The 20459-nt window shown below is 68.6% G+C and carries 15 protein-coding genes; 7 read left to right on the forward strand and 8 right to left on the reverse strand.

What is annotated here, in order from left to right:
• The first annotated feature begins 347 nt into the window (after positions 1-347).
• The 3 genes from VIM54_RS14720 (at position 348) to VIM54_RS14730 (ending at position 4491) form a co-directional block, all read left to right on the forward strand.
• On the forward strand, positions 348-668 hold the full coding sequence (locus VIM54_RS14720) for a hypothetical protein (protein ID WP_331902442.1): 321 nt from the start codon (positions 348-350) through the stop codon (positions 666-668).
• A 493-nt stretch (positions 669-1161) separates the two neighbouring features.
• Entirely contained in the window at positions 1162-2034 is an 873-nt protein-coding gene (locus VIM54_RS14725) for an SDR family oxidoreductase (protein ID WP_331902444.1), read from the forward strand.
• 63 nt (positions 2035-2097) lie between these two features.
• Complete coding sequence (locus VIM54_RS14730; protein WP_331902445.1) at positions 2098-4491, forward strand: transglycosylase domain-containing protein; 2394 nt, start codon at positions 2098-2100, stop codon at positions 4489-4491.
• Between the two features lie 8 nt (positions 4492-4499).
• On the opposite strand, the gene VIM54_RS14735 is transcribed toward VIM54_RS14730, so the two are convergent.
• The 3 genes from VIM54_RS14735 to VIM54_RS14745 are packed head-to-tail and all read right to left on the reverse strand — an operon-like array spanning position 4500 to position 6456.
• Positions 4500-4745: an SHOCT domain-containing protein gene (locus VIM54_RS14735; protein WP_331902447.1), complete on the reverse strand. Its 246-nt coding sequence runs from the start codon at positions 4743-4745 to the stop codon at positions 4500-4502.
• Entirely contained in the window at positions 4745-5755 is a 1011-nt protein-coding gene (locus tag VIM54_RS14740) for a multidrug DMT transporter permease (RefSeq protein WP_331902448.1), read from the reverse strand. Before VIM54_RS14740 ends, VIM54_RS14735 begins: the two co-directional genes overlap by 1 nt.
• A 38-nt stretch (positions 5756-5793) precedes the next feature.
• Complete coding sequence (locus VIM54_RS14745; protein WP_331902450.1) at positions 5794-6456, reverse strand: hypothetical protein; 663 nt, start codon at positions 6454-6456, stop codon at positions 5794-5796.
• Positions 6457-6612: 156 nt separating this feature from the next.
• Between VIM54_RS14745 and VIM54_RS14750 the strand changes: the two genes are divergently transcribed.
• A complete protein-coding gene (locus VIM54_RS14750; RefSeq protein ID WP_331902452.1) occupies positions 6613-7491 on the forward strand; it encodes a polysaccharide deacetylase family protein in 879 nt (292 codons plus the stop codon).
• Positions 7492-7494: 3 nt separating this feature from the next.
• Here VIM54_RS14750 and VIM54_RS14755 read toward each other — a convergent pair whose 3' ends face one another.
• Positions 7495-8088 (reverse strand): hypothetical protein, encoded by a 594-nt coding sequence (locus VIM54_RS14755; protein ID WP_331902453.1) that lies wholly within the window; start codon positions 8086-8088, stop codon positions 7495-7497.
• A gap of 174 nt (positions 8089-8262) precedes the next feature.
• Here VIM54_RS14755 and VIM54_RS14760 point away from each other — a divergent pair, with 174 nt between their 5' ends.
• Together VIM54_RS14760 and VIM54_RS14765 are read left to right on the forward strand one after the other, a co-directional pair.
• Entirely contained in the window at positions 8263-9369 is a 1107-nt protein-coding gene (locus VIM54_RS14760; RefSeq protein ID WP_331902455.1) for a zinc-ribbon domain-containing protein, read from the forward strand.
• Positions 9370-9571: 202 nt separating this feature from the next.
• Entirely contained in the window at positions 9572-10330 is a 759-nt protein-coding gene (locus tag VIM54_RS14765) for a hypothetical protein (RefSeq protein WP_331902457.1), read from the forward strand.
• 97 nt (positions 10331-10427) lie between these two features.
• On the opposite strand, the gene VIM54_RS14770 is transcribed toward VIM54_RS14765, so the two are convergent.
• Positions 10428-11729, reverse strand: a complete 1302-nt coding sequence (locus tag VIM54_RS14770) for an Nramp family divalent metal transporter (protein WP_331902459.1) — start codon at positions 11727-11729, stop codon at positions 10428-10430.
• Positions 11730-11870: 141 nt separating this feature from the next.
• On the opposite strand from VIM54_RS14770, the gene VIM54_RS14775 reads away from it, so the two are divergent.
• The gene (locus VIM54_RS14775) at positions 11871-12752 is read left to right on the forward strand and encodes a universal stress protein (protein ID WP_331902461.1); all 882 of its coding nucleotides are present in this window, start codon (positions 11871-11873) and stop codon (positions 12750-12752) included.
• Positions 12753-12869: 117 nt separating this feature from the next.
• Here the strand turns inward: VIM54_RS14775 and pyk are convergent, their stop codons facing one another.
• From pyk to gltB, 3 genes are read right to left on the reverse strand one after another with little or no spacing between them, the layout of a single operon-like run.
• A complete protein-coding gene (pyk, locus tag VIM54_RS14780; RefSeq protein ID WP_331902463.1) occupies positions 12870-14315 on the reverse strand; it encodes a pyruvate kinase in 1446 nt (481 codons plus the stop codon).
• A 58-nt stretch (positions 14316-14373) separates the two neighbouring features.
• Positions 14374-15828 (reverse strand): glutamate synthase subunit beta, encoded by a 1455-nt coding sequence (locus tag VIM54_RS14785; protein WP_331902465.1) that lies wholly within the window; start codon positions 15826-15828, stop codon positions 14374-14376.
• Complete coding sequence (gltB, locus tag VIM54_RS14790; RefSeq protein WP_331902467.1) at positions 15821-20407, reverse strand: glutamate synthase large subunit; 4587 nt, start codon at positions 20405-20407, stop codon at positions 15821-15823. The genes VIM54_RS14785 and gltB overlap by 8 nt, the downstream gene beginning before the upstream one ends.
• Positions 20408-20459 lie beyond the last annotated feature (52 nt).

The following is a 20459-nucleotide window of genomic DNA, read 5'->3' on the forward strand; positions in this document are numbered from 1 at the left end:
GAATATGCTCCCAATCGTCCAAAATTGTGTGTCACGATGACACACAATCAGCGAATCGACCCGGATTGACTCGGAGCGAAACCCTGCAATTCCGGGCGAAATGGGTAGTTCGAGACCCTGCCGTGGGGGTTCGAGTCCCCCCACCGGCACAATAAACGGGTGGGTCGAGTGACCTGTGACCCTGCGCTCCGATTGTCACCATGTAGCCATCACGGTCACCGGCTCGACGGCGTCGGGCTGGGTGTCGGGGGCGTCGTGCTGATCGCACTCGGTGACGGGGCCGTGTCGGAGGCGACCGCCGTGTCCGCGGCGACAGCCGAGGCGGCGGTGACGGGGCCGAGGCCGCGGTGACCGCCGAGGCTGCGGTGACCGCCGAGGCCGCGATGAGCGTGGCGCCCACGGCAAGCGCGCAGACGACGAGCACGATTCCCGCCACGAAGACGGCCACCGTTCCGCGCACCCGGCCGAGCTTCTCCGCCATCGTTCCGACCGCCTCGAGTACGACGGAGGGTTCGAACCTGGACAGCTCCTTGCTGCCGGGCGGTGCGGCGACGGTGACCGTGGCGGGCTTGGCTACGGAGAGCCGCCCGCGCAGTTCGAGCGCGGCGAGCCAGCCGCCGAAGGTGAGAATCGCCACCCCCAGCATCAGGGCGATCACGGCAAGGTAGGCGCCGAACCGCTCGACAAAGGTGCCGTTGATCACGTCCCCCCTTCGCCACGGTCTGCGCAGCAGAGGCGAGCCCGATCGAGGAGGTGATGGATGCCGTGAGGATGATCTCCAGCACGATCGCGATCCCCATCACGATCCCGGTGATCCAGGCGAGGCGCTGCTCCCACAGTCCCTTCTCCACCTCGAACGCGTACCTCTCCGGCGGTTCGGCCTCGTCGAATGGTTGTCCCCCGCCCTCGGCCCACAGCGGTGCGCCGGGTTTCTGGAGCGGACGAACTGCCGGTGGAATCGCTCATCTGGTCGTCCTCGACCGCGTCGTTGCGATCCGCTCATAGTCGCACCCGGCGGGCGCGCGGGGAAGAGCAGGATCGCCCTCAGCCCGTCATGGTGCTGACGGACTTGACGCCCGACGCCCCGATGGGGCACCGGGCGCTGTCCGTGTGCGAGGCTCGAGGTGACGCGATTCCCACCCCGCATTGGAGCCTCCCCGCATGGACCAGCCCGCCGCCCTGCTCGGCAAGACCGCGCTCATCACCGGGGTGTCCCGCCGCAAGGGGATCGGCTTCGCCGTCGCCCGGCGCTTGGCCGAGCTCGGCGCGGACGTGTTCATCCAGCACTTCTCGCCCCACGACGCCCGTCAGCCCTGGGGCGCCGACGATCTGGCCGAGGTGCGCTCGGGGATCCTGTCCGCCCAACGCGAGGGCGCCGCCTTCGGGGACCTGTCGCTGGATCTCGCGGCGCCGGGCGCGGCGGACACCCTCGTAGCGGCAGCTGGAGCGCTCACCGGCCGGATCGACATTCTCGTCTGCAACCATGCCCGGAGCGGGGCGGACGGCTCCATCTTCGACGCCACCCCCGAGCTGCTGGACGGCCACTGGCAGGTCAACACCCGCTCGACCCTCCTGCTCACGCGGGCGTTCGCCGAACAGTTCACCGGGCATCGCGGCTCCGCTCCCCTGCGCCCGGGCGAGCGCTCGGCGCCATCCGGGCCGGTGGACGAGTTCGCCACTGGACGGGTGATCTGGATGACCTCCGGACAGGTGCACGGGGCCATGCGCGGGGAGGTCGCCTACGCGACCAGCAAGGCGGCCCTCGCCGGCGTGACCCCCACGGTGGCGAGCGAACTCCTGCCGTGGGGCATCATCCTCAACACCGTCAATCCCGGACCGGTCAATACCGGCTATCTCGACCCGGAGACCACGGACCGCCCGCTCGACGAGATCGAACGCGCCGTTCGCGGCACTCCATTCGGCCGATTTGGCCGGCCCGCCGATCCGGCCCGCCTGATCGGCTGGCTCGCCACCGACGAGGGCCGCTGGGTGGTCGGGCAGGTGCTGACGAGCGACGGCGGATTCGCCCTCTAGCGTGGCGCAGCCGCGGCGCTGGTGTTACTGAGGTACTCTCAGTCTATGAGGGGACCGGAGTGGATGACAGAGACGCCCCTGAAGCCGACCCCGTCGTCGGCCTTCGGTGGCCTCCTCGGCCTGCTCGGATTCAGCGCGATTGCCGGGATCCTCGTCGCCGCGATGTTCGCCCCGGCGATCGCCGTCACGAGCAAGGCGACCATGGGCGTGCTCAACGTCTTCGATCGCCTCCCCGAGTACGTCACCCTCGGTCACCAGTCGCAGCGCACGATCCTCTACGGCCTGCGGGCTGGCCAACAGGTGCCGTTCGCCCAGATCTACGACCAGAACCGGCAAGAGGTGGGCTGGGATGCCATCTCCGACTTCGCCAAAGACGCCCTCGTGGCCGCGGAGGACGTGCGGTTCTACCAGCACGGCGGCGTCGACCTCGCAGGCATCGCCCGGGCCACCGTCAACAACCTCGCCGGCAAGAAGCTGCAGGGCGCGTCGAGCATCGAGCAGCAGCTCGTGAAGCAACTGGCCATCCAGGAGGCCGTCGCCACCATCAAAGACCCGAAGAAGCTCAATGCCGCCAAGGCCGCGGCCCAGGCGACGACCCTCGACCGCAAGCTCAAGGAGGCCAAGCTCGCCGTCGGCCTCGAGAAGCGCTACAGCAAGCACCAGATCCTGCTCGCCTACCTCAACATCGCCGGCTTCGGCGGCAACACGTACGGTATCGAGGCCGCCGCCCAGCAGTACTACTCGACGACGGCCAAGTCCCTCACCCTCGCCCAGGCGGCGAGCCTTATCGCGATCGTGCAACAGCCGAACCTTCGAGCCCCAGCCTCGCCGGACAACTGGGAACGCGACCAGAGCCGGCGCGACGCCATCCTCGGAACCATGTTCAACGAGTCGATGATCTCGAAGAAGCAGTTCGACGAGGCGATCGCGGTGCCGGTCAACGCGAGCACCGTGAAGCTCAGCGCCGCCATGAACGGATGCTCGTACGCCACGGCGGCGAAACCTTTCTGCGACTACGTGGTGAATAGTGTCAAGGACTTGACGGGGTTCGGCGAGACGCCGGCCGACCGCAAAGCGGCCTGGGAGCGCGGCGGATACTCCGTCTACACGACGATCGACCTCGACCAACAGGCGGTTGCCGAGGCGGACCTCGCGGCGCGCACCCCGGCCTCCGAGACCCGGTTCTCGCTCGGCAGTGCGGTCTCCACCGTGCAGGTGGGCACCGGGCGCATCATCACCATGGCGCAGAACAAGGCGTTCGACGACACCGGCGAGGCCGATCCGGCCGTGTCCACCGCCATCAACTTCAACTCCGACAAGGGATACGGCGGGTCGTCCGGATTCCCCACCGGCTCCACCTACAAGCTCTTCACCCTCGTCAACTGGCTGCAGAACGGCCACGGCCTGCAGGAGTACGTGGACGCCAACATCCGGTCGTACCGGTCGTTCCCGTCGAGATGCGACCCGGGAGGCGTCTACACGGTTGCCCGGGGCTACGCGCCGAAAAACGACAGCGGGGTGAGCCAGGGGCAGATGAACGTGCTCGCCGCCACGAAGGGCTCGGTCAACGCGGCGTTCGTGAACATGGCGTCGAAGCTGGACCTCTGCGACATCCGCGACGTCGCCACCTCGATGGGCGTGCACAACGCGGACAACAGCGAGCTCGCCCACGACCCGAGCACGATCCTCGGAACGAACACCCCGTCACCGCTCACCATGGCGAACGCCTACGCCACCGTCGCAGGCGGCGGCAAGCTCTGCCAGCCGATCGCCGTCGACCGCATCATCACCCCGGGCGGGAAGGAACTGCCCGGCCAGGCGCAGAGCTGCAGCCAGGTGATCTCGCCGGAGGTGGCGGCCGCCGCCGCCTACGACCTTCAGGGTCCGCTGAAGACCGGCGGCACCGGCGCGAGTGCGAACCCCCGCGATGGCACGCCGCTCCTCGGCAAGACGGGCACCGCTGAGGCGCTGCACAGCTACATGGTCGCGGCGAGCTCGCAGACCTCGACCGCGGTGTGGATCGGCAACATCACGGGCTTCCAAAACCTGCGCCGCATCTCCATCGGCGGCATCCTCGCCTCGAACCTCCGCACCACCGTCATGAAGCCGATCCTCGCCTCACTCGACGCGAGCAGCGTCTACGGCACGGGTCGCGCGTTCCCCGAACCCGTGCCCGTGCTGCTCAGGGGATCGACGATCCGGACGCCGAACCTCGCGGGCCAGAGCGTCTCCGCCGCGAAGCGACTCATCGAGGACATCGGACTCGCCTTCGCTCAGGGCGAAGTCGTTTCCTCCGCGTTCCCCGCCGGAACGGTCGTCTCGTCCGATCCGGTCGCCGGCTCCACGATCGCGAGGGGCACAACCGTCACGGCCACCGTGAGTGACGGAGCCGGAGCACGCAACGGCGGTCCACCCGACAAGCACCCCGGCGGCGGCGGCCACCCCGGCAAGGGGTAGCCTCGGCCTCAGATCTCGTCCGGGATCCGCCGGCGCCGCGCCTCGAACTCGGCCTCGGTGATCACTCCCCCGGCGCGCAGCGCGTCGAGTTCCTTGAGTCGCGCCGCCACTTCCGGCCGCGCATGGACCGGCCCGTTGCGCGAACGGCTCCGCACGGCAACCACCACGATGGCGACCACACCGCCGACGAGCACCAGCGGCACGAGCACCAGTCCGACAAGCACGAGAAGGTGCCAACCAGCAAAAGCGAACATCATCTCTCCTCGGGGTTGCTCGTCGGCGTACCCGAGACCGACGACAGCACGCCGACCTGCCCGGCCGACTCGAGTACGAATCCCGGCTCCACCGCGACACGATTCTGCGGATGATGCCTCGCCAGCTGCACCACCCCGGTCACCGCGAGCGCCCCCGCGATCACGAAGGCCGCCGCCGCCCAGGGCGGGGCATCCGCCGCCTCGCCGAGCACCACGATGCCGAGCGTCACTCCCACCAGCGGGTCGATCACGGTCAGGCCGGCCACGACGAGGTCCGGCGGCCCGGTCGAATAGGCCGACTGCACGAAGTACGAGCCGACCACCGTCGCCCCGGCAAGCGCAAGCACGCACACGATCGTGAGCCAGTCGTCCGGTGCCAGCCGGAATCCGCCGGCCGCGAGCGTGTGCACCCGGTCGATCACCACCTTGGCGAGAGTCGCCACGAATCCGAACAACACGCCGGCGCCGAGAATGAAGAAGAAGGCCGAAAATCTCGCGCGCAGCAGCACGAACCCGACGACGAGCACCAGCAGCACGCCGGCGAGGATCGCGAGCACCGCCACGAGCTGCGCCCCGTGAATCGGGCGGGTGGACGTGGTGATCGCCGCCACAGAGACGAAGAGTCCGATTCCCACCACACAGAAGACGATCGCCCGAATCGATCGGCCATCGAGCTGCACCCCGCTCACCCGGGCATTCACGATCGAGGTGATCACGAGGGCAATGACGCCAAGCGGCTGAACGACCGTGAGCGGCGCGAGAATCAGGCTGAAGAGCTGGATGACCACCGCGAGACCGAGCAGCACCGTGCCGAGTACCCACCAGGGATTCCTGGCCAGCGACAGGGCCTGGCCGAGTCCGAGCCCCGGCCCGCCTCCGGCGGCTCCCGCGGCATCCGCCACTCCCCGGTGCTGCAGCTGCGCACCGATCGCCAGGAACACGGAGCCCACAATCGCGACGGGAATCCCCAGCACCTGGGACGGCGTGAGCGAAACCAATTCGAGGGTCACTCGGTTAATCTATCGGCCAGTGCGCTCAGATCGCGGAATCACGGCCCCGCGCGCCGCGCCGTCCAGGAAGCGGGCTCGACGGGTTGGCGGAGGATCGTGCGAAGTCGCTCGGGTGCTGCGCTGCGCGGGTCGCCCAGATAGATCTCGTGATGCCTGCCCCTGGGGCACGAGCCGTGGGCGGCGATCCCCGCGTGAAGTGCGGCGATGCTCGTCGACTCGGTGGCGTACGGCCCGACGTGCAGGATCTGGGCGGATGGGCCTTCCGCCCACCGTTCGAAGCGGAGTGCGCCGATCGCGTCGCCACCGCCCTTTGCGCCGGCCTGCTCGGTCGCGCGCCGGACGACGGCCTCGTCGATCGGCGGCAACTGCCCGATCATTGCGTGCCACCGCCAGGTGTCCCGGTCGGATTCGGTGAAGTATTCCGGATGGGCGAGTTGCTCCCCGGTGACACCGTCCACCCACCAGAGGGCCTCAAGCGGCATGATCCGCGGGGCGGCACCTGTCTGCTTCTTCACCAGGAAGTGGGCACCGTAGCTCACGGCGTAGAGGGCCTTCAGCGCCGCCTGAAACTCCTCGCCGTCCGGGGCGCCCTCCCCGTCGATCGACACGAACGCGAGTTCGGGAACGTCGACGAAGTCGACGCGACCCTTCCGCGCGGTGAAGAGCGCGTCAAGCTCCGCGATCCCCGTGCTCTTCGCCACCGTGATCCTCCCGACGATCCGTCCACGAATTCCGACACTAAGGTTCCCGGGACCGACGATGAAAGGACTTAGGTCACGCCCTGCGGTGTCCGGTCGCGGCGAGGATCGAGTCCCGGCCTGCGCGGCACCGGCAGGCTTTTCGGTTAGGTTGACTCCGTGGAACGTCGAGAGTTGCTCACGGCACTGGCTGCTGCCGCCGTGCTGTCGCTCGCCGGCTGCGCCATCGACCGGTACCCGATCGAACCCAACGCACAACCCACGTCGACTCCGAGCGCCACCGCGACATCGCCGCCGCCGCCGCCGCCGCCACTAACACCGACACCGACACCGACACCGACGGTCCCGCCCGCGCCGACCCCGACACCCTACGCGACTACCTCGACGACGCCCGTCGAGCCGCCCGTGCTGCAAAAGGTGCCGCTGCCCGGCGGCAAGATCTACAGCCTGCCAGGGAAGGGCAACCTCCTGGCCTGGACGGTCGACGACGGCACCAACAGCGCCGTCGTCGCCGCCTACGCCCAATTCGCGCGGGATAGCGGCACCCGTCTCACCTTGTTCGTGAACGGCCGGAACCGGTCGTGGACCGAGAACGCCCCGGCCCTGCGCCCGATGGTCGAGAGCGGCCAAATCCAGCTGGGCAACCACACGTTCTCGCACCCGAACCTTCTCACACTGTCGGACACCGCGATCGTGGGAGAGCTCCAGAAGAACGACGCCTTCATCCGCAACCTCTACGGGGTCAGCTCCGTGCCGTTCTATCGCCCTCCGTACGGGTACACCAACGCCCGCACGGAGGCGGTCGCCGCGAGCATCGGATATCGCGCTCCGGTCATGTGGTACGGCTCGCTGTCCGATTCCGGCCTCATCACCCCGCAGCAGGTGGTCGACTTCGCGACCACCTGGTTCCTTCCGCAGCACATCGTGATCGGGCACGCCAATTTCGCACCGGTGACCACGGTGTACCCGCAGCTGCTGGACATCATCCGCGAACGGAACCTGCGAACCGTCACGCTGAACGACGTCTTTCTGGTGTGACGCCTACAGCTGGAATACGAGGGGCGGGTAGCTCACCTTCGTCGAATACCAGACCCAGGACGACCCGGCCGTCTGCTCGATCGACCCGTACACCTGCTGCGACGGCTGCACGTCCCCCAGGATGAGCGTGATCGTCTGCCGACCGTTCACCGACTTGGCGCCCGTGCCGGACAGGGTTCCGGAGCCCGCGTAGCCGGCCACCGTGAACGTGCTTGGGCCGTTCGTCTCCACGGTGAACGTCATCACGTACGTGCCGACGGTTGTGATGCCATAGGCGCTCGGGGCGAAATGCGCAGACACCGCGGGGTTGCGCGACGGGGTCGCCTGGCGATCAAATCCCGCGTACGGCACTGCGGCATCCGTCTGCACGATGGTCGCCATGATGAGGGTGAGATTGGTACGGCCGAGGCCCACGGTCCTGGTGGGGGTAAGCGTCTCGATCGGGGTGAAGAAGAAGTACGGGCTGATGCGGATGTCGCCCACCCGATACTTCGCCGCCCAGTCCTCCATCGTGACGTCGGTGTCGAAAGTCGCGAAGTCGATCGTGCGATCGTCGAACGCGTCAGCAACCGACGGTGAATCCGTGTTGTCGTCCATTCTTTCCTCCAGAGCTCATCGGGTGGTGCGCTGGGGCCGCGGGAGATGACCCCTCACACAGAGGAGTCTGGAGACAGCAACGAAATACCGCGAGGACGCAATTCGACGCCGGTCGTGACGGTGGCCGGTCGTGACGGTGGCCGGTCGTAGAGTGCCGCTCGAGGAGGGTCTTCGATGCCGGAGCGGGTCGAACAGTGGTGGTCGAGGCGCCAGTGGTCAAAGGGCACGAGCGTGCCATACGAGATCGGGCGGTTCCGCGCGGACTGGGAGCGCTATCCCGTGCTCGTGCGGCAGTACCATCCCGATCTCAATCACGGGATCACGCTCAGCCAGGTGCCGCCGGCCGCCGACGTCTACCTGGTCTGGCAATGCGACTCCGGGCACCGGTTCGTGGCCACCCCGGAAGAGCAGCGGCAGCGCCCGGGCACCTCTCGCAGACGCTCCACCTGGTGCCCGGACTGCGCCGCGCTCGCGGTTCGCCGACGGGCGCCGACCGCGGCCGGCGCGCCAGAGTCTGAGGCGACCGCGCCCGCCGATCCCCACGCCTGCGGGCATCCGCGAGACCCGGACCGCATCGAGACCGCTCCCGGCCAGGCGGGTTCGACCGACGACCGCTGCTACCTGTGCCGCCGCCTCGACGGCGCCCCCGTCACGCGCGACGAGTTGTTGTCGATCGTGGCCCCGCGGATGCGCCGGCAACTCGCCGACGAGACCGGAGTCACCCGGCGCTATTCCTGGCTCTGCCCGGTGGGCCACGGAAGCTACGAGGCGACGGTCGAGCGGATGCTCGGCGGTCGTCGATGCCGCACCTGCCTGCACGCGCGAGCCGCCGCGGACCGGTTCGAGGTCGGCGAGGCGTTTTCCAGCCCCTGGGCCCCGGCCACGGCGTCCGCCGCCGAGGCCGACCTGCGGCACCGTCTCGCCGCCCGGCTTGCGGTCGACCTGGACCCGAACGCGGTGCGGGTGCCCCGGCCGTTCTTCAACCACGTCGAAGTCTGGCCGGACATCGTGATCGCCGAGCTACGCGTCGCGATCGAATACGACACGACCGGCCGCGATGGCCTCGAACACGTCGGGCGGCGAGAGCAGACCGACCGTCGAAAGGACCGGCTGCTGCGTGCCGCGGGCTGGGAGGTGATCCGCGTGCGCTGCGGCAAGCTGCAGCCCATCGGGCCGCACGACATCCTCGCGTCCGGTGTGTCGGCAACCCTCATCGACCGGGTGCTCGACGAGCTGCGCGAGGTGCGCGGCGACCTCATCGTCAACTCGTATCTGGCCTAGGCACGCCGCGAAGAGGCAAACGCAGATGCGTTGACCCCCGGGATCGCCGCGCCCCCGCGACCGACTCGCCAAAAGTCCGGAGGATTGCCAGCCCCCACGGACCGCGGACCCAGACCGGCTGCCTACGCTCGCCCGGTGCCCAATTGCGGCCAGCTTCGGCCACCTGCCGGAATCGGCCGCGGGTTAGAGAGAAGGATTCACAATGACTCAGAACCAGAGCAACACCGTGTTCAGCCCTCCCCTGAAGAAGCGCATCGCCGTCGGCGCGGCATCCGTGCTCACGGCCGGAGCACTCCTCGGCGTCGGCGTCGCCGGTGCGTCGGCGTCCCCCCTCACTCCCTCCGCCCCCACGGCCAGCGCCTCCGCGTCGGCTCACGCGGACGGCCAGCACGGCCACGCCTTCGGCGCCACCGTCGCCACGCAGATTCGCGAGGCATTCTTTCAGCCCACGGTCGACGGCGTCAAGGCGCAGAAGCTCGCCGTGATCGCCGTGGGCAAGACCGAACTCCTCACGAAGCTCCCGGCTGCTCTTCAGACCGACGTCGGCACGCTCGCGAAGGCGCCGGCCGCCGACGCGACCAAGGACGCCGAGAAGATCTCGACCACCGCCCTCGCCGGCGGGTACGGCCAGGAGATCAAGTCAGTCGCCACCAACCTGAAGAGCGGCGCGAAGCATCCGTTCGCCGGTTCGCTGCGTGACGAGCTCCGTAGCGACCTCGCCCATGGTCAGGACTTCGGCCAGTCGGCCGAAAAGGTCGCCACGACCCTGATCGGCCACCCCGAGCTGTTCGCGCAGCTTCCGGCCAACCTGCAGTCCGACCTCACGGCGATCAAGAACGCGCCGGCCTCGGAGGCGGGCGCGGACGCCACGAAGGCGGAGGCCACCGCCCTGAGCGGCGGGTACGGCGCGCAGATCCAGAAGATCGCCGAGCGTCTCCAGGGCGCCACGGCAGGCAAGTAGCACCAGCAGCACGGATCGGCCGATGGCCGGGGGCGATTCGCTCCCGGCCATCGGCGTGCCCGATGTTCGCCCCGCGCGATCTCAGCCAGGCGCGATCTCAGTCAGGCGCGATGAGCCACAGCACCGGCAGCGCAGCCATCGCGACGATGGCGACGCCGAGCAGGATGCGCGACCAGAGGGGACTCCTCCACCGGCCGAGCAGCCGCTCGTCCTTCGCCAGCCACCAGATCACCGCCATGAGGATGGGCGCCGCCAGCCCATTGGTGACGGCGGCGATGAACAGGAACTGGATCGGGTCGAGACCGATCAGGTTGAGCGCGAGCCCCACGACGATGGACACGAGGATGACCGCGTAGAACGCCCGCGCCTGGCTGGGCCGCCTCTCGAGGCTCTCCCGCCATCCGAAGGTCTCGGCGATCGCGTATGACGTCGCACCAGCGAGCACCGGAACGCTGAGGAGTCCGGTCCCCACGATGCCGAGCAGGAAGAGCACGCCCGCGAACGGCCCGGCGAGCGGAGTGAGGGCCTGCGCGGCCTGCGCGGCCGTCTGCACGCTGGTGATGCCGGCGCGGTGCAGTGTGGCGGAGGCGGTGATCATGATTGCCGCCATCACGAACACACCGGTGGACATCCCGGCGAAGACGTCGCCGCGCATCGCCCGAATGTGCATCTCGTTGACGGCGTAGTCCTTCTCGGCCGCCCGGGCCTCCATCTCCTCCGCCGACTGCCAGAAGAACAGGTACGGCGAGATCGTCGTGCCGGCGAGGCCGATCAGCAGGGCGATGTCCGTTCTCCCCCACACGATGTGCGGAAACACGAGGTCGAGACCCACCTGCGGCCAGTCCACATTCGCGACGAACAGCACGGCGACGTACGCGAGCAGCGAGAGGCACAACCAGCGGAGCATCTTCGCGTAGCGGTGGTATGGGACATAGATCTCGGCGAGCACGATCAGCACACCGAAACCGACAACGCCCACAACCTGCGGCAACGGCACGAGCAGCCGAAGCGCTGCGGACATCGACCCGATGTCGGCAGCGATGTTCACGGTGTTCGCGATCGTGACAAGCGCCACGCAGAGGAACAGCAGCGGTCGGGGCAGCCGCTCCCGGATAATGCCCGCGAGTCCCTTGCCCGTGACGAGGGCCAGCCGCGCGCACGCCTCCTGCACCGCGAACGCCAGCGGGAGCAGCACCGGAGCGCTCCAGAGCAGACGGTTTCCGGTCGCCGCGCCCACTTGCGAGTAGGTGCCGATGCCCGACGGGTCGTCGTCAGCGGCCCCCGTGACGATCCCGGGACCGAGGCGCCGGAAGTAGCCTCTTCCCCGGATTCGCGAGCGAGTGGCGTGGTGGCGTTCGCTGCGCGCCCGTCGCGCGGCGGAGGCGATGTCGCGTGCCACGGCGCACCTCCATCGGAGCCCTCGAGCGCGGCCTCGTCGCCGCCCGACCGGGTTGAGGTCAGCCTAGCTGCCCCGCCGCGGCACCTGTGACCAAAGCCCCTAGTCGCCGGTCGACGCTCTGGATAGTTTCGCAGCACAGGCATGGCAACGCACGAAGGGCGGCACGACGTGATCGAGAAGACGGTAGTGGGTTGGGATGGCACGGCCTCCGCACGGTCGGCGGTCGACTGGGCCGTCGAGAGGGGCGTCGGCAAGGAGCTGCACCTGGTGCAGGCGTCGACCGAACACATCGCGGCATCCGAGTTCTTCGCGGCCAACTCTCCGGCTGCCGCCGCACGGATCGCCCTCATGGAGGACGCGGATCGCATCCGGGAGGCGTACCCGGCGATCGCCATCGAGTCGGAGCTCGTGCAGGGCGACCCGGCGGAGGAACTCGGTCGATACTCCTCGTCCACCACTCTCGTCGTGGTCGGCGCGCCAGCCAAGACCTCGCCCGCGTTTCGCTACAACTGGTCCGTCGGATCTCGGCTCGCGGCATCCGCGCGGGGACCGGTCGCGATCGTGCCGGCCGACGGCTCGGCGGAGGGCAGCGGCATCGTCGTGGGGGTTGACGGCTCACCGTCGTCCCACGGTGCCCTCACCTTCGCCGCCGAAGAGGCGCTGCGCCGGGGCGAGTCGCTGCGGGTCGTGCACGCCTGGCTCGAACCCGCGGTCTGGCAGGACGTCTACGTGCCGGACGACGATTTTCTCGAGTCGCTGGAAACCATGCACCGGCACGTGCTCGACGAGGCGCTCGCGACCGTGGCCAGAGACTACCCCGGAGTGACCGTCGAGCACTCTCTCTCGCGCGGCAGGGCGCAGGACGTGCTCGGCGAGGCGGCCCGCAACGCGAGCCTGCTCGTCGTCGGAAACCACGGCCTGCATGGAATCCGTCGACTCCTGCTGGGCTCGGTGAGCCACGCTCTCGTACTCGGCATCACGATACCGCTCGTGGTCGTGGGAACCGTCGCCTCGCTCGGCTGACGCGCACACCCTTCCGAAATCCATGCATTCGTCGCACTACTGCGGCGAGTTGCCCCTCCCCGACGGCGTGTCGGGCAGAAGAGCATGGATTTCGGAAGGTGAGGCCGGGCGGGTGGGCTACTCCGCGGCGTACGCCGGCGCGACCGCGTTGTGGGCGTCGCCCACACGGTGCACCCGCATGTCGTTCGTGCCGCCGGAGATTCCGGGAGGGGATCCGGCGATCACGACGACCTTCTCGCCGATTTCCGCGCGGCTGGAGCCGAGCAGCACGTCATCCACCTGGCCGAACAGGGCGTCGGTGTGGGTCTTGCGGTCCACCAGGTAGGTCTCGGTGCCCCACACCCACGCGAGGCGGTTGCGGATGCCCTCCTCCGGGGTGAAGGCGATGATCGGGATGTGGTGGCGCAGACGCGACATCCGGCGAACGGAGTCGCCGCTCTCAGTGAACACGCAGAGATACTTCGCCTCCACGAACTCCGCGACCTCCGCGGCCGCAAGGGTGATCGCGCCGCCCTGCGTGCGCGGCTTGGTTCCGAGCGGTGGGATGCGCTCGAGACCGTGCTCCTCCGTCGACTTGATGATGCGAGCCATCGTCTGAACGGTGATGACCGGGTACTCGCCCACGCTCGTCTCACCGCTCAGCATCACGGCATCCGCTCCGTCGAGCACGGCGTTGGCCACGTCCGAGGTCTCGGCGCGGGTGGGAATCGGGCTCGAGATCATCGATTCGAGCATCTGCGTGGCCACGATTACCGGCTTCGCCATGCGGCGCGACAGCTCAACGGCGTGCTTCTGCACGATCGGCACGGCCTCGAGCGGGAGCTCGACGCCGAGGTCGCCGCGGGCGACCATGATGCCGTCGAACGCGTCGATGATGGCCTCGAGGTTGTCGACGGCCTGCGGCTTCTCGATCTTGGCGATCACCGGGAGCTTGACACCCTCCTCCTCCATGATCTCGTGCACGCGGATGATGTCCTCCGCGTTGCGCACGAAGGAGAGCGCGATGAGGTCGGCTCCGAGGCGGAGGCCCCAGCGCAGGTCGGCCTCGTCCTTGTCGGAGAGGGCCGGCACGTTGACCGCGACACCCGGCAGGTTGATTCCCTTGTTGTTGCTCACCGCTCCGCCGACGACGACCTCGGTCGTGACGACCGTTCCGTCGGTGGAGAGCACCTTGAGCTTGACCTTGCCGTCGTCGATGAGGAGAGGGTCGCCCTCTTTCACGTCGTGGGGCAGGCCCTTGAAGGTGGTGCCCGAGATCTCCTTGTTGCCCACGATGTCTTCGATCGTGATCTTGAAGATGTCGCCGACGGCGAGGTCGTACGGGCCGTTCTCGAACTTGCCGAGACGGATCTTGGGGCCCTGGAGGTCCACGAGCACCGCGACGGCGCGACCGGAGTCCTTGCTCGCGCGGCGTACGTTGGAGTAGACCTCCTCGTGCACGTCGTAGCTGCCGTGGCTGAGGTTCATGCGGGCGACATCCACTCCCGCCTCGACGATCGCCCTGATGTTTTCATAACTCGATGTTGCCGGCCCGAGGGTGGCGACGATCTTTGCGCGTCTCATCTGTTTCTTTCTTTTTTAGGTGCAAATCGAATCGAGGGGCACGAATGGTGCCCCGGGTCTAGAGGGAAATGGCTCGGTCCGTCGGACGAATCGGCGACGGGAGTTCTGTGCTGCCCTCGAGGTAGCGGTCGACGGATGCCGCGGCGGCGCGGCCCTCGGCTATGGCCCAGACGATGAGCGACTGTCCGCGACCGGCATCGCCGGCCACGAAGACACCGGCTTCGCTCGTCTGGTATTCGTCGTCCCGCTCGACGTTGCCGCCGGCCATCGGCACGCGCAGCTGGTCTTCGAGACGGCCGCTCTCCGTGCCGGTGAACCCGAGGGCCAACAGCACGAGGTCGGCGGGGATCTCACGCTCGGTGCCCGCCTTGGGCACCCGGCGGCCGTCGAGGTATTCGGTCTCGGCGACGCGGATGGCGCGAACCTCGCCCACCTCGTTGGCGAGGAACTCGACGGTGGAGGCGAGATAGACCCGCTCACCGCCCTCCTCGTGGGCGCTCGTGACCTCGAACAGAGTGGGTGACATCGGCCACGGCTGGTGGGTCGGACGCTCGCTCGGCGGCTGCAGCCCGATCGCGAGGTTCGTCACCGAGAGCGCGCCCTGACGGTGAGCTGTGCCGATGCAGTCCGCTCCGGTGTCCCCACCGCCGAGAACCACGACGTGCTTGCCCTCGGCCGTCACCTGGTCGGTGACCGTGTCGCCGGCTCCGACCCGGTTCTGCTGCACCAGGAATTCCATGGCGTAGTGCACGCCCGGGAGGTCGCGGCCGGGGATGGGCAGGTCGCGTGGCTTGAGCGCCCCGGTCGCCACGACGACGGCGTCATACCGTGTGCGGAGGTCGTCCCACGGGATGTCGACGCCGATGTTGACGCCGGCGCGGAAGCGGGTGCCCTCGGCCTGCATCTGGCGCAGGCGGGACTCCAGGTGCTTCTTCTCCATCTTGAAGTCCGGGATGCCGTAGCGCAGCAGTCCCCCGATGCGGTCGTCGCGCTCGAAGACGGCGACCGTGTGGCCGGCCCTCGTGAGCTGCTGGGCGGCAGCAAGCCCAGCCGGTCCTGAGCCGACGACCGCGACGGTCTTGCCGGTGAGGCGCTCCGGCGGATGCGGTTCGACCCAGTCGTTGGCGAAGGCCTGGTCGATGATCGAGACCTCGACCTGCTTGATGGTGACCGCCGGCTGGTTGATGCCGAGAACACACGAGCTCTCGCACGGTGCCGGGCACAGCCGGCCGGTGAACTCCGGGAAGTTGTTGGTGGCGTGCAGCCGCTCAATGGCCTGGCGGCCTTCGCCCCGCCACATCAGGTCGTTCCATTCCGGAATCAGGTTGCCGAGCGGGCAGCCCTGGTGGCAGAACGGGATGCCGCAATCCATGCAGCGGCCGGCCTGCTTGCGCACCGTGGCCGTGTCGCCCTGCTCATAGACCTCTTTCCAGTCCATGAGCCTCAGGCTCACCGGTCGACGGGCCGGAAGCTCGCGCTCCCGCGTCTTCAAGAATCCCTTGGGGTCAGCCACCGGTCACCTCCATGATTCGACTCCAGACGACGTCGCCGTCCGGATCAAGTCCCTCGGCGACCGCGGTCGCCCGGGTCGCGATCACTGCTGCGTAGTCGCGCGGAAGCACCTTCACGAACCGGGCGATCGTCGCGTCGAGGTCGTCGAGCATCCGCTTCGCCACGGCCGAGTCCGTCTCGGCCAGGTGCTTCTCGAGCAGGTCCTTCACGATGGCGACGTCCCCGGCGCCGAGGGGCAGCAGTTCGAGCTCCCCCGAGGCGAGCGAGTCGCGGTTGACGCGCTCGGGAGCCAGGTCGTAGATGTACGCGGTCCCCCCGGACATCCCGGCGCCGAGGTTGCGCCCCGTGCCGCCGAGGATGAGCGCGAGCCCGCCCGTCATGTATTCGAGCGCGTGGTCGCCGACGCCCTCGACGACCGCGGTGGCCCCCGAGTTGCGCACGAGGAAGCGCTCGCCCACGATGCCGCGGATGAACATGCTGCCCTGGGTCGCGCCGTACCCGATCACGTTGCCGGCGATCACGTTCTCCTCGGCGAGGAACCCGCTCGAGCGGTCGGGGCGGATCACGATCTGGCCGCCGCACAGGCCCTTGCCGACGTAGTCGTTGCTGTCCCCGGTGAGGCGCAGGGTGATGCCGCTCGGCAGGAACGCTCCGAACGACTGCCCGGCGGTTCCGCTGAGCAGCACCTCGATCGTGCCGGCCGGGAGGCCGTTCTCGCCGTGGCGCACCGTGACCTCGTGGCCGAGCATCGTGCCGACGGCACGCTCGGTGTTGCGGATCGGGAGCGTGATCTGCACGGGCTCGCCGCTGAGCAGCGCCCCGGCGCTCTGCCGGATGAGCTCCACGTCGAAGTGCTTGTCGAGTTCGTGCTCCTGCGCCGTGACGTTGGAGCGCGGCTCGTCCGCGCCGAATTCCGGCCCGCTCAGGATGGGGGTGAGGTCGAGGCCGTCGGCCTTCCAGTGCTCGATCGCCCCGTTCACATCGAGAAGCTCGGCGTGGCCTATCGCCTCCTCGATGGAGCGGAAGCCCAGCTGGGACAGGTACTCCCGCACCTCCTGGGCGAGGAACTCGAAGAAGTTCACGACGAACTCCGGCTTGCCGGTGAACCTCGCGCGCAGCTCAGGATTCTGGGTGGCGACGCCGACCGGACAGGTGTCGAGGTGGCAGACCCGCATGAGTACGCAGCCGGACACCACGAGCGGAGCCGTGGCGAAGCCGTACTCCTCGGCCCCAAGCAGGGCGGCGACGATCACGTCGCGGCCGGTCTTCATCTGGCCGTCGACCTGCACGACGACGCGGCCGCGCATGCCGTTGAGCATGAGCGTCTGCTGCGTCTCGGCGAGGCCGAGCTCCCACGGCGTGCCGGCGTGCTTGAGCGAGTTGAGCGGGCTCGCGCCGGTGCCGCCGTCGTGTCCGGAGACGAGGACGACGTCGGCGAGGGCCTTGGTGACCCCGGCCGCGACCGCGCCGATACCGGACTGGCTCACGAGCTTGACGTGAACTCGGGCGTCGGGGTTGGCCCGCTTGAGGTCGAAGATCAGCTGCTTGAGATCTTCGATCGAGTAGATGTCATGGTGCGGCGGCGGAGAGATGAGTCCGACCCCGGCGGTCGCGTGCCTCGTGCGCGCGATCCACGGGTACACCTTGGTGGGCGGGAGCTGGCCGCCCTCGCCGGGCTTGGCGCCCTGCGCCATCTTGATCTGGATGTCCGTAGCGTGCGTGAGATACATGCTCGTGACGCCGAACCGGCCGGACGCCACCTGCTTGATCGCGCTGCGGCGCTGCGGGTCGAGGAGCCGGGCGGTGTCTTCCCCGCCCTCCCCCGTGTTGCTCTTGGCGCCGAGGCTGTTCATCGCGATCGCCAGGGTCTCGTGCGCCTCGGCGCTGATCGAGCCGTAGCTCATCGCGCCAGTCGAGAAACGCTTCACGATCGACGACACGGACTCCACCTCGTCGAGCGGCACCGGCTGGCGCACCCCGTCGCGCAGCTTGAACAGTCCGCGGAGGGTCATCAGGTGCTCCGCCTGCTCGTCCACCAGACGCGTGTAGTCGCGGAAAATGTCGTACCGGCGGGCGCGCGTCGCGTGCTGCAGGCGGAACACCGTGTCCGGGTTGAAGAGGTGCGGCGGCCCGTCGCGACGCCACTGGTACTCGCCACCGGTGGCGAGGCGCTCGTGAACGCTCGTCGCGCCATCCTCCGGGTAGGCCGCCGCGTGCCGCGCGGCGCTCTCCGCCGCGACGACATCGATGCCGATCCCGCCGAGCAGGCTCGAGGTTCCGGTGAAGTACTGGTCGACGAAGTCCTGGTCGAGGCCGACCGCCTCGAACGCCTGGGCTCCCGCGTACGAGCTCACGACCGAGATGCCCATCTTGGACATGATCTTGAGCACGCCCTTGCCGAGCGCCTTGATGAGGTTCTTCACGGCCTTCTCGGGCGTGATGCCCGAGACCATTCCGCTGCGCACCAGTTCCTCGGCCGATTCCATGGCGAGGTACGGGTTGACGGCGGATGCCCCGTAGCCGATCAGGAGGGCCACGTGGTGCACCTCGCGCACGTCCCCGGCCTCGACGATGATGCCGACCTTCATGCGGTTCTGCCGGCGGATCAGATGATGGTGAACCGCGGCGAGCATGAGCAGCGACGGAACCGGCGCCATGTCCTTGTTCGAGTCGCGGTCGGAGAGCACGATGTACAGCGCGCCGTCCTCGATGGCCGTGTCGACCTCGTCGCACATCGCCGCGATCCGCTGTTCCATGGCCTTCTGGCCCTCGTCGACGCGGTACAGGCCACGGATGGTGCGCGTCGGGTTGAAGAACGCCCTGGATGACTTGGGAGCGATGTGCTGGATCTTGGCCAGCTCGTCGTTGTCGATCACCGGGAAGTCGAGGATCACCTGGCGGGCGTGCTCCGGTGTCGCGCCGAGCAGGTTGCGCTCCGGCCCGAGCCCGAGCTTGAGCGAGGTGACGACCTCTTCCCGGATGCTGTCGAGCGGCGGGTTCGTCACCTGGGCGAACTGCTGGGTGAAGTAGTCGAAGAGCAGCCGTGGCCGCTCGCTCAGCACCGCGATCGGCGTGTCAGAGCCCATCGCGCCGAGGGGTTCTGCACCGTTGAGGGCCATCGGGCCGATCAGGATGCGCACCTCCTCCTCGGTGTAGCCGAACGTGCGCTGGCGGCGCGTGACCGAGGCCGGGGTGTGCACGATGTGCTCGCGCTCCGGCAGGTCCCTGAGGTTGATGCGCCCGTTTGCGAGCCATTCGCCCCACGGTTGCTCCGCGGCGAGGTCCCGCTTGATCTCGTCGTCTTCGATCAGGCGGCCGGCCTCGGTGTCGACGAGGAACATCTTGCCAGGACGCAGGCGGCCCTTGCGCACGATGCGGGCCGGGTCGATGTCGAGTACGCCGATCTCACTGGCGAGCACGACGAGACCGTCGTCGGTGACGAGATAGCGGCCGGGGCGCAGCCCGTTGCGGTCCAGGGTCGCGCCGACGAGGCTCCCGTCGGTGAAGACGAGCGCGGCCGGGCCGTCCCACGGCTCCATGAGCATGGAGTGGTACTCGTAGAAGTCGCGGCGCACCGGGTCGATGTCCGTCTGGTTCTCGTAGGCCTCCGGCACCATCATCATCATGGCGTGCGGCAGGGAACGACCGCCGAGGTTGAGCAGCTCGACGACCTCGTCGAACGAGGCCGAGTCGCTCGCGCCCGCGGTGACGATGGGCAGGATGGGGGCGAGATCGCCGAGCAGGTCGGATTCGAGCTGCGACTGGCGGGCGCGCATCCAGTTGCGGTTGCCCTGGACCGTGTTGATCTCCCCGTTGTGGGCGATCATGCGAAACGGCTGGGCGAGCGGCCAGGACGGGAAGGTGTTGGTGGAGTACCGCGAGTGCACGAGGGCGAGCTTCGAGGCGAAGCGCTGGTCGGACAGGTCGGGGTAGAACGGCTCGAGCTGGAGGGTGGTGACCATGCCCTTGTAGACGATGGTTCGGCAGCTCAGCGAGGGGAAGTATGCATTGAGTTCGCGTTCGGCGCGCTTGCGCAACCGGAATGCCTGCCGGTCGAGCTCGATGCCGTGCACCGGGTCGCCGTCCGTGGCCGGGCGGGTGCTCGACAGGAACACCTGCTCGAAGAACGGCATCGCCTCGCGCGCCAGGGTGCCGAGGCCGTCCGGGCGAACCGGCACCTCGCGCCAGCCGAGCACGCGCAGGCCCTCTTCGGCCGCGAGCCCCGCGATGGCGCGCATGATGTCCGCGCGCTCGTCGACGTCGGTGGGGAGGAACGCGGTGCCGACCACGTAGCGCCCGACGGCGGGCAGGTCGAAGTCCACCACGGCGCGGAAGAACGCATCCGGGATCTGGGTGACGATGCCCGCCCCGTCGCCGGTGCCGGCGTCCGAACCGATCGCACCGCGGTGTTCGAGGTTGCGGAGGGCGCCGAGGGCGGCGTCGATGATGTCGTGACCCGCAGTTCCGCGGAGCGTCGCGACCATCGCGAGACCACAGGCGTCGCGTTCACGAGCGGGGTCGTACATGCCGGATGCGGCCGGCACCGCGCTAAACCGGGAAAAGGCTGGCGTGAGAGCCATTCTGAACCGTCCTCACGAGAGAATCAGGGCGTGTGGGACTTCGCTGGCCCGG

It is taken from the genome of Lacisediminihabitans sp. (assembly GCF_036569425.1).
Lineage (GTDB): Bacteria > Actinomycetota > Actinomycetes > Actinomycetales > Microbacteriaceae > Lacisediminihabitans.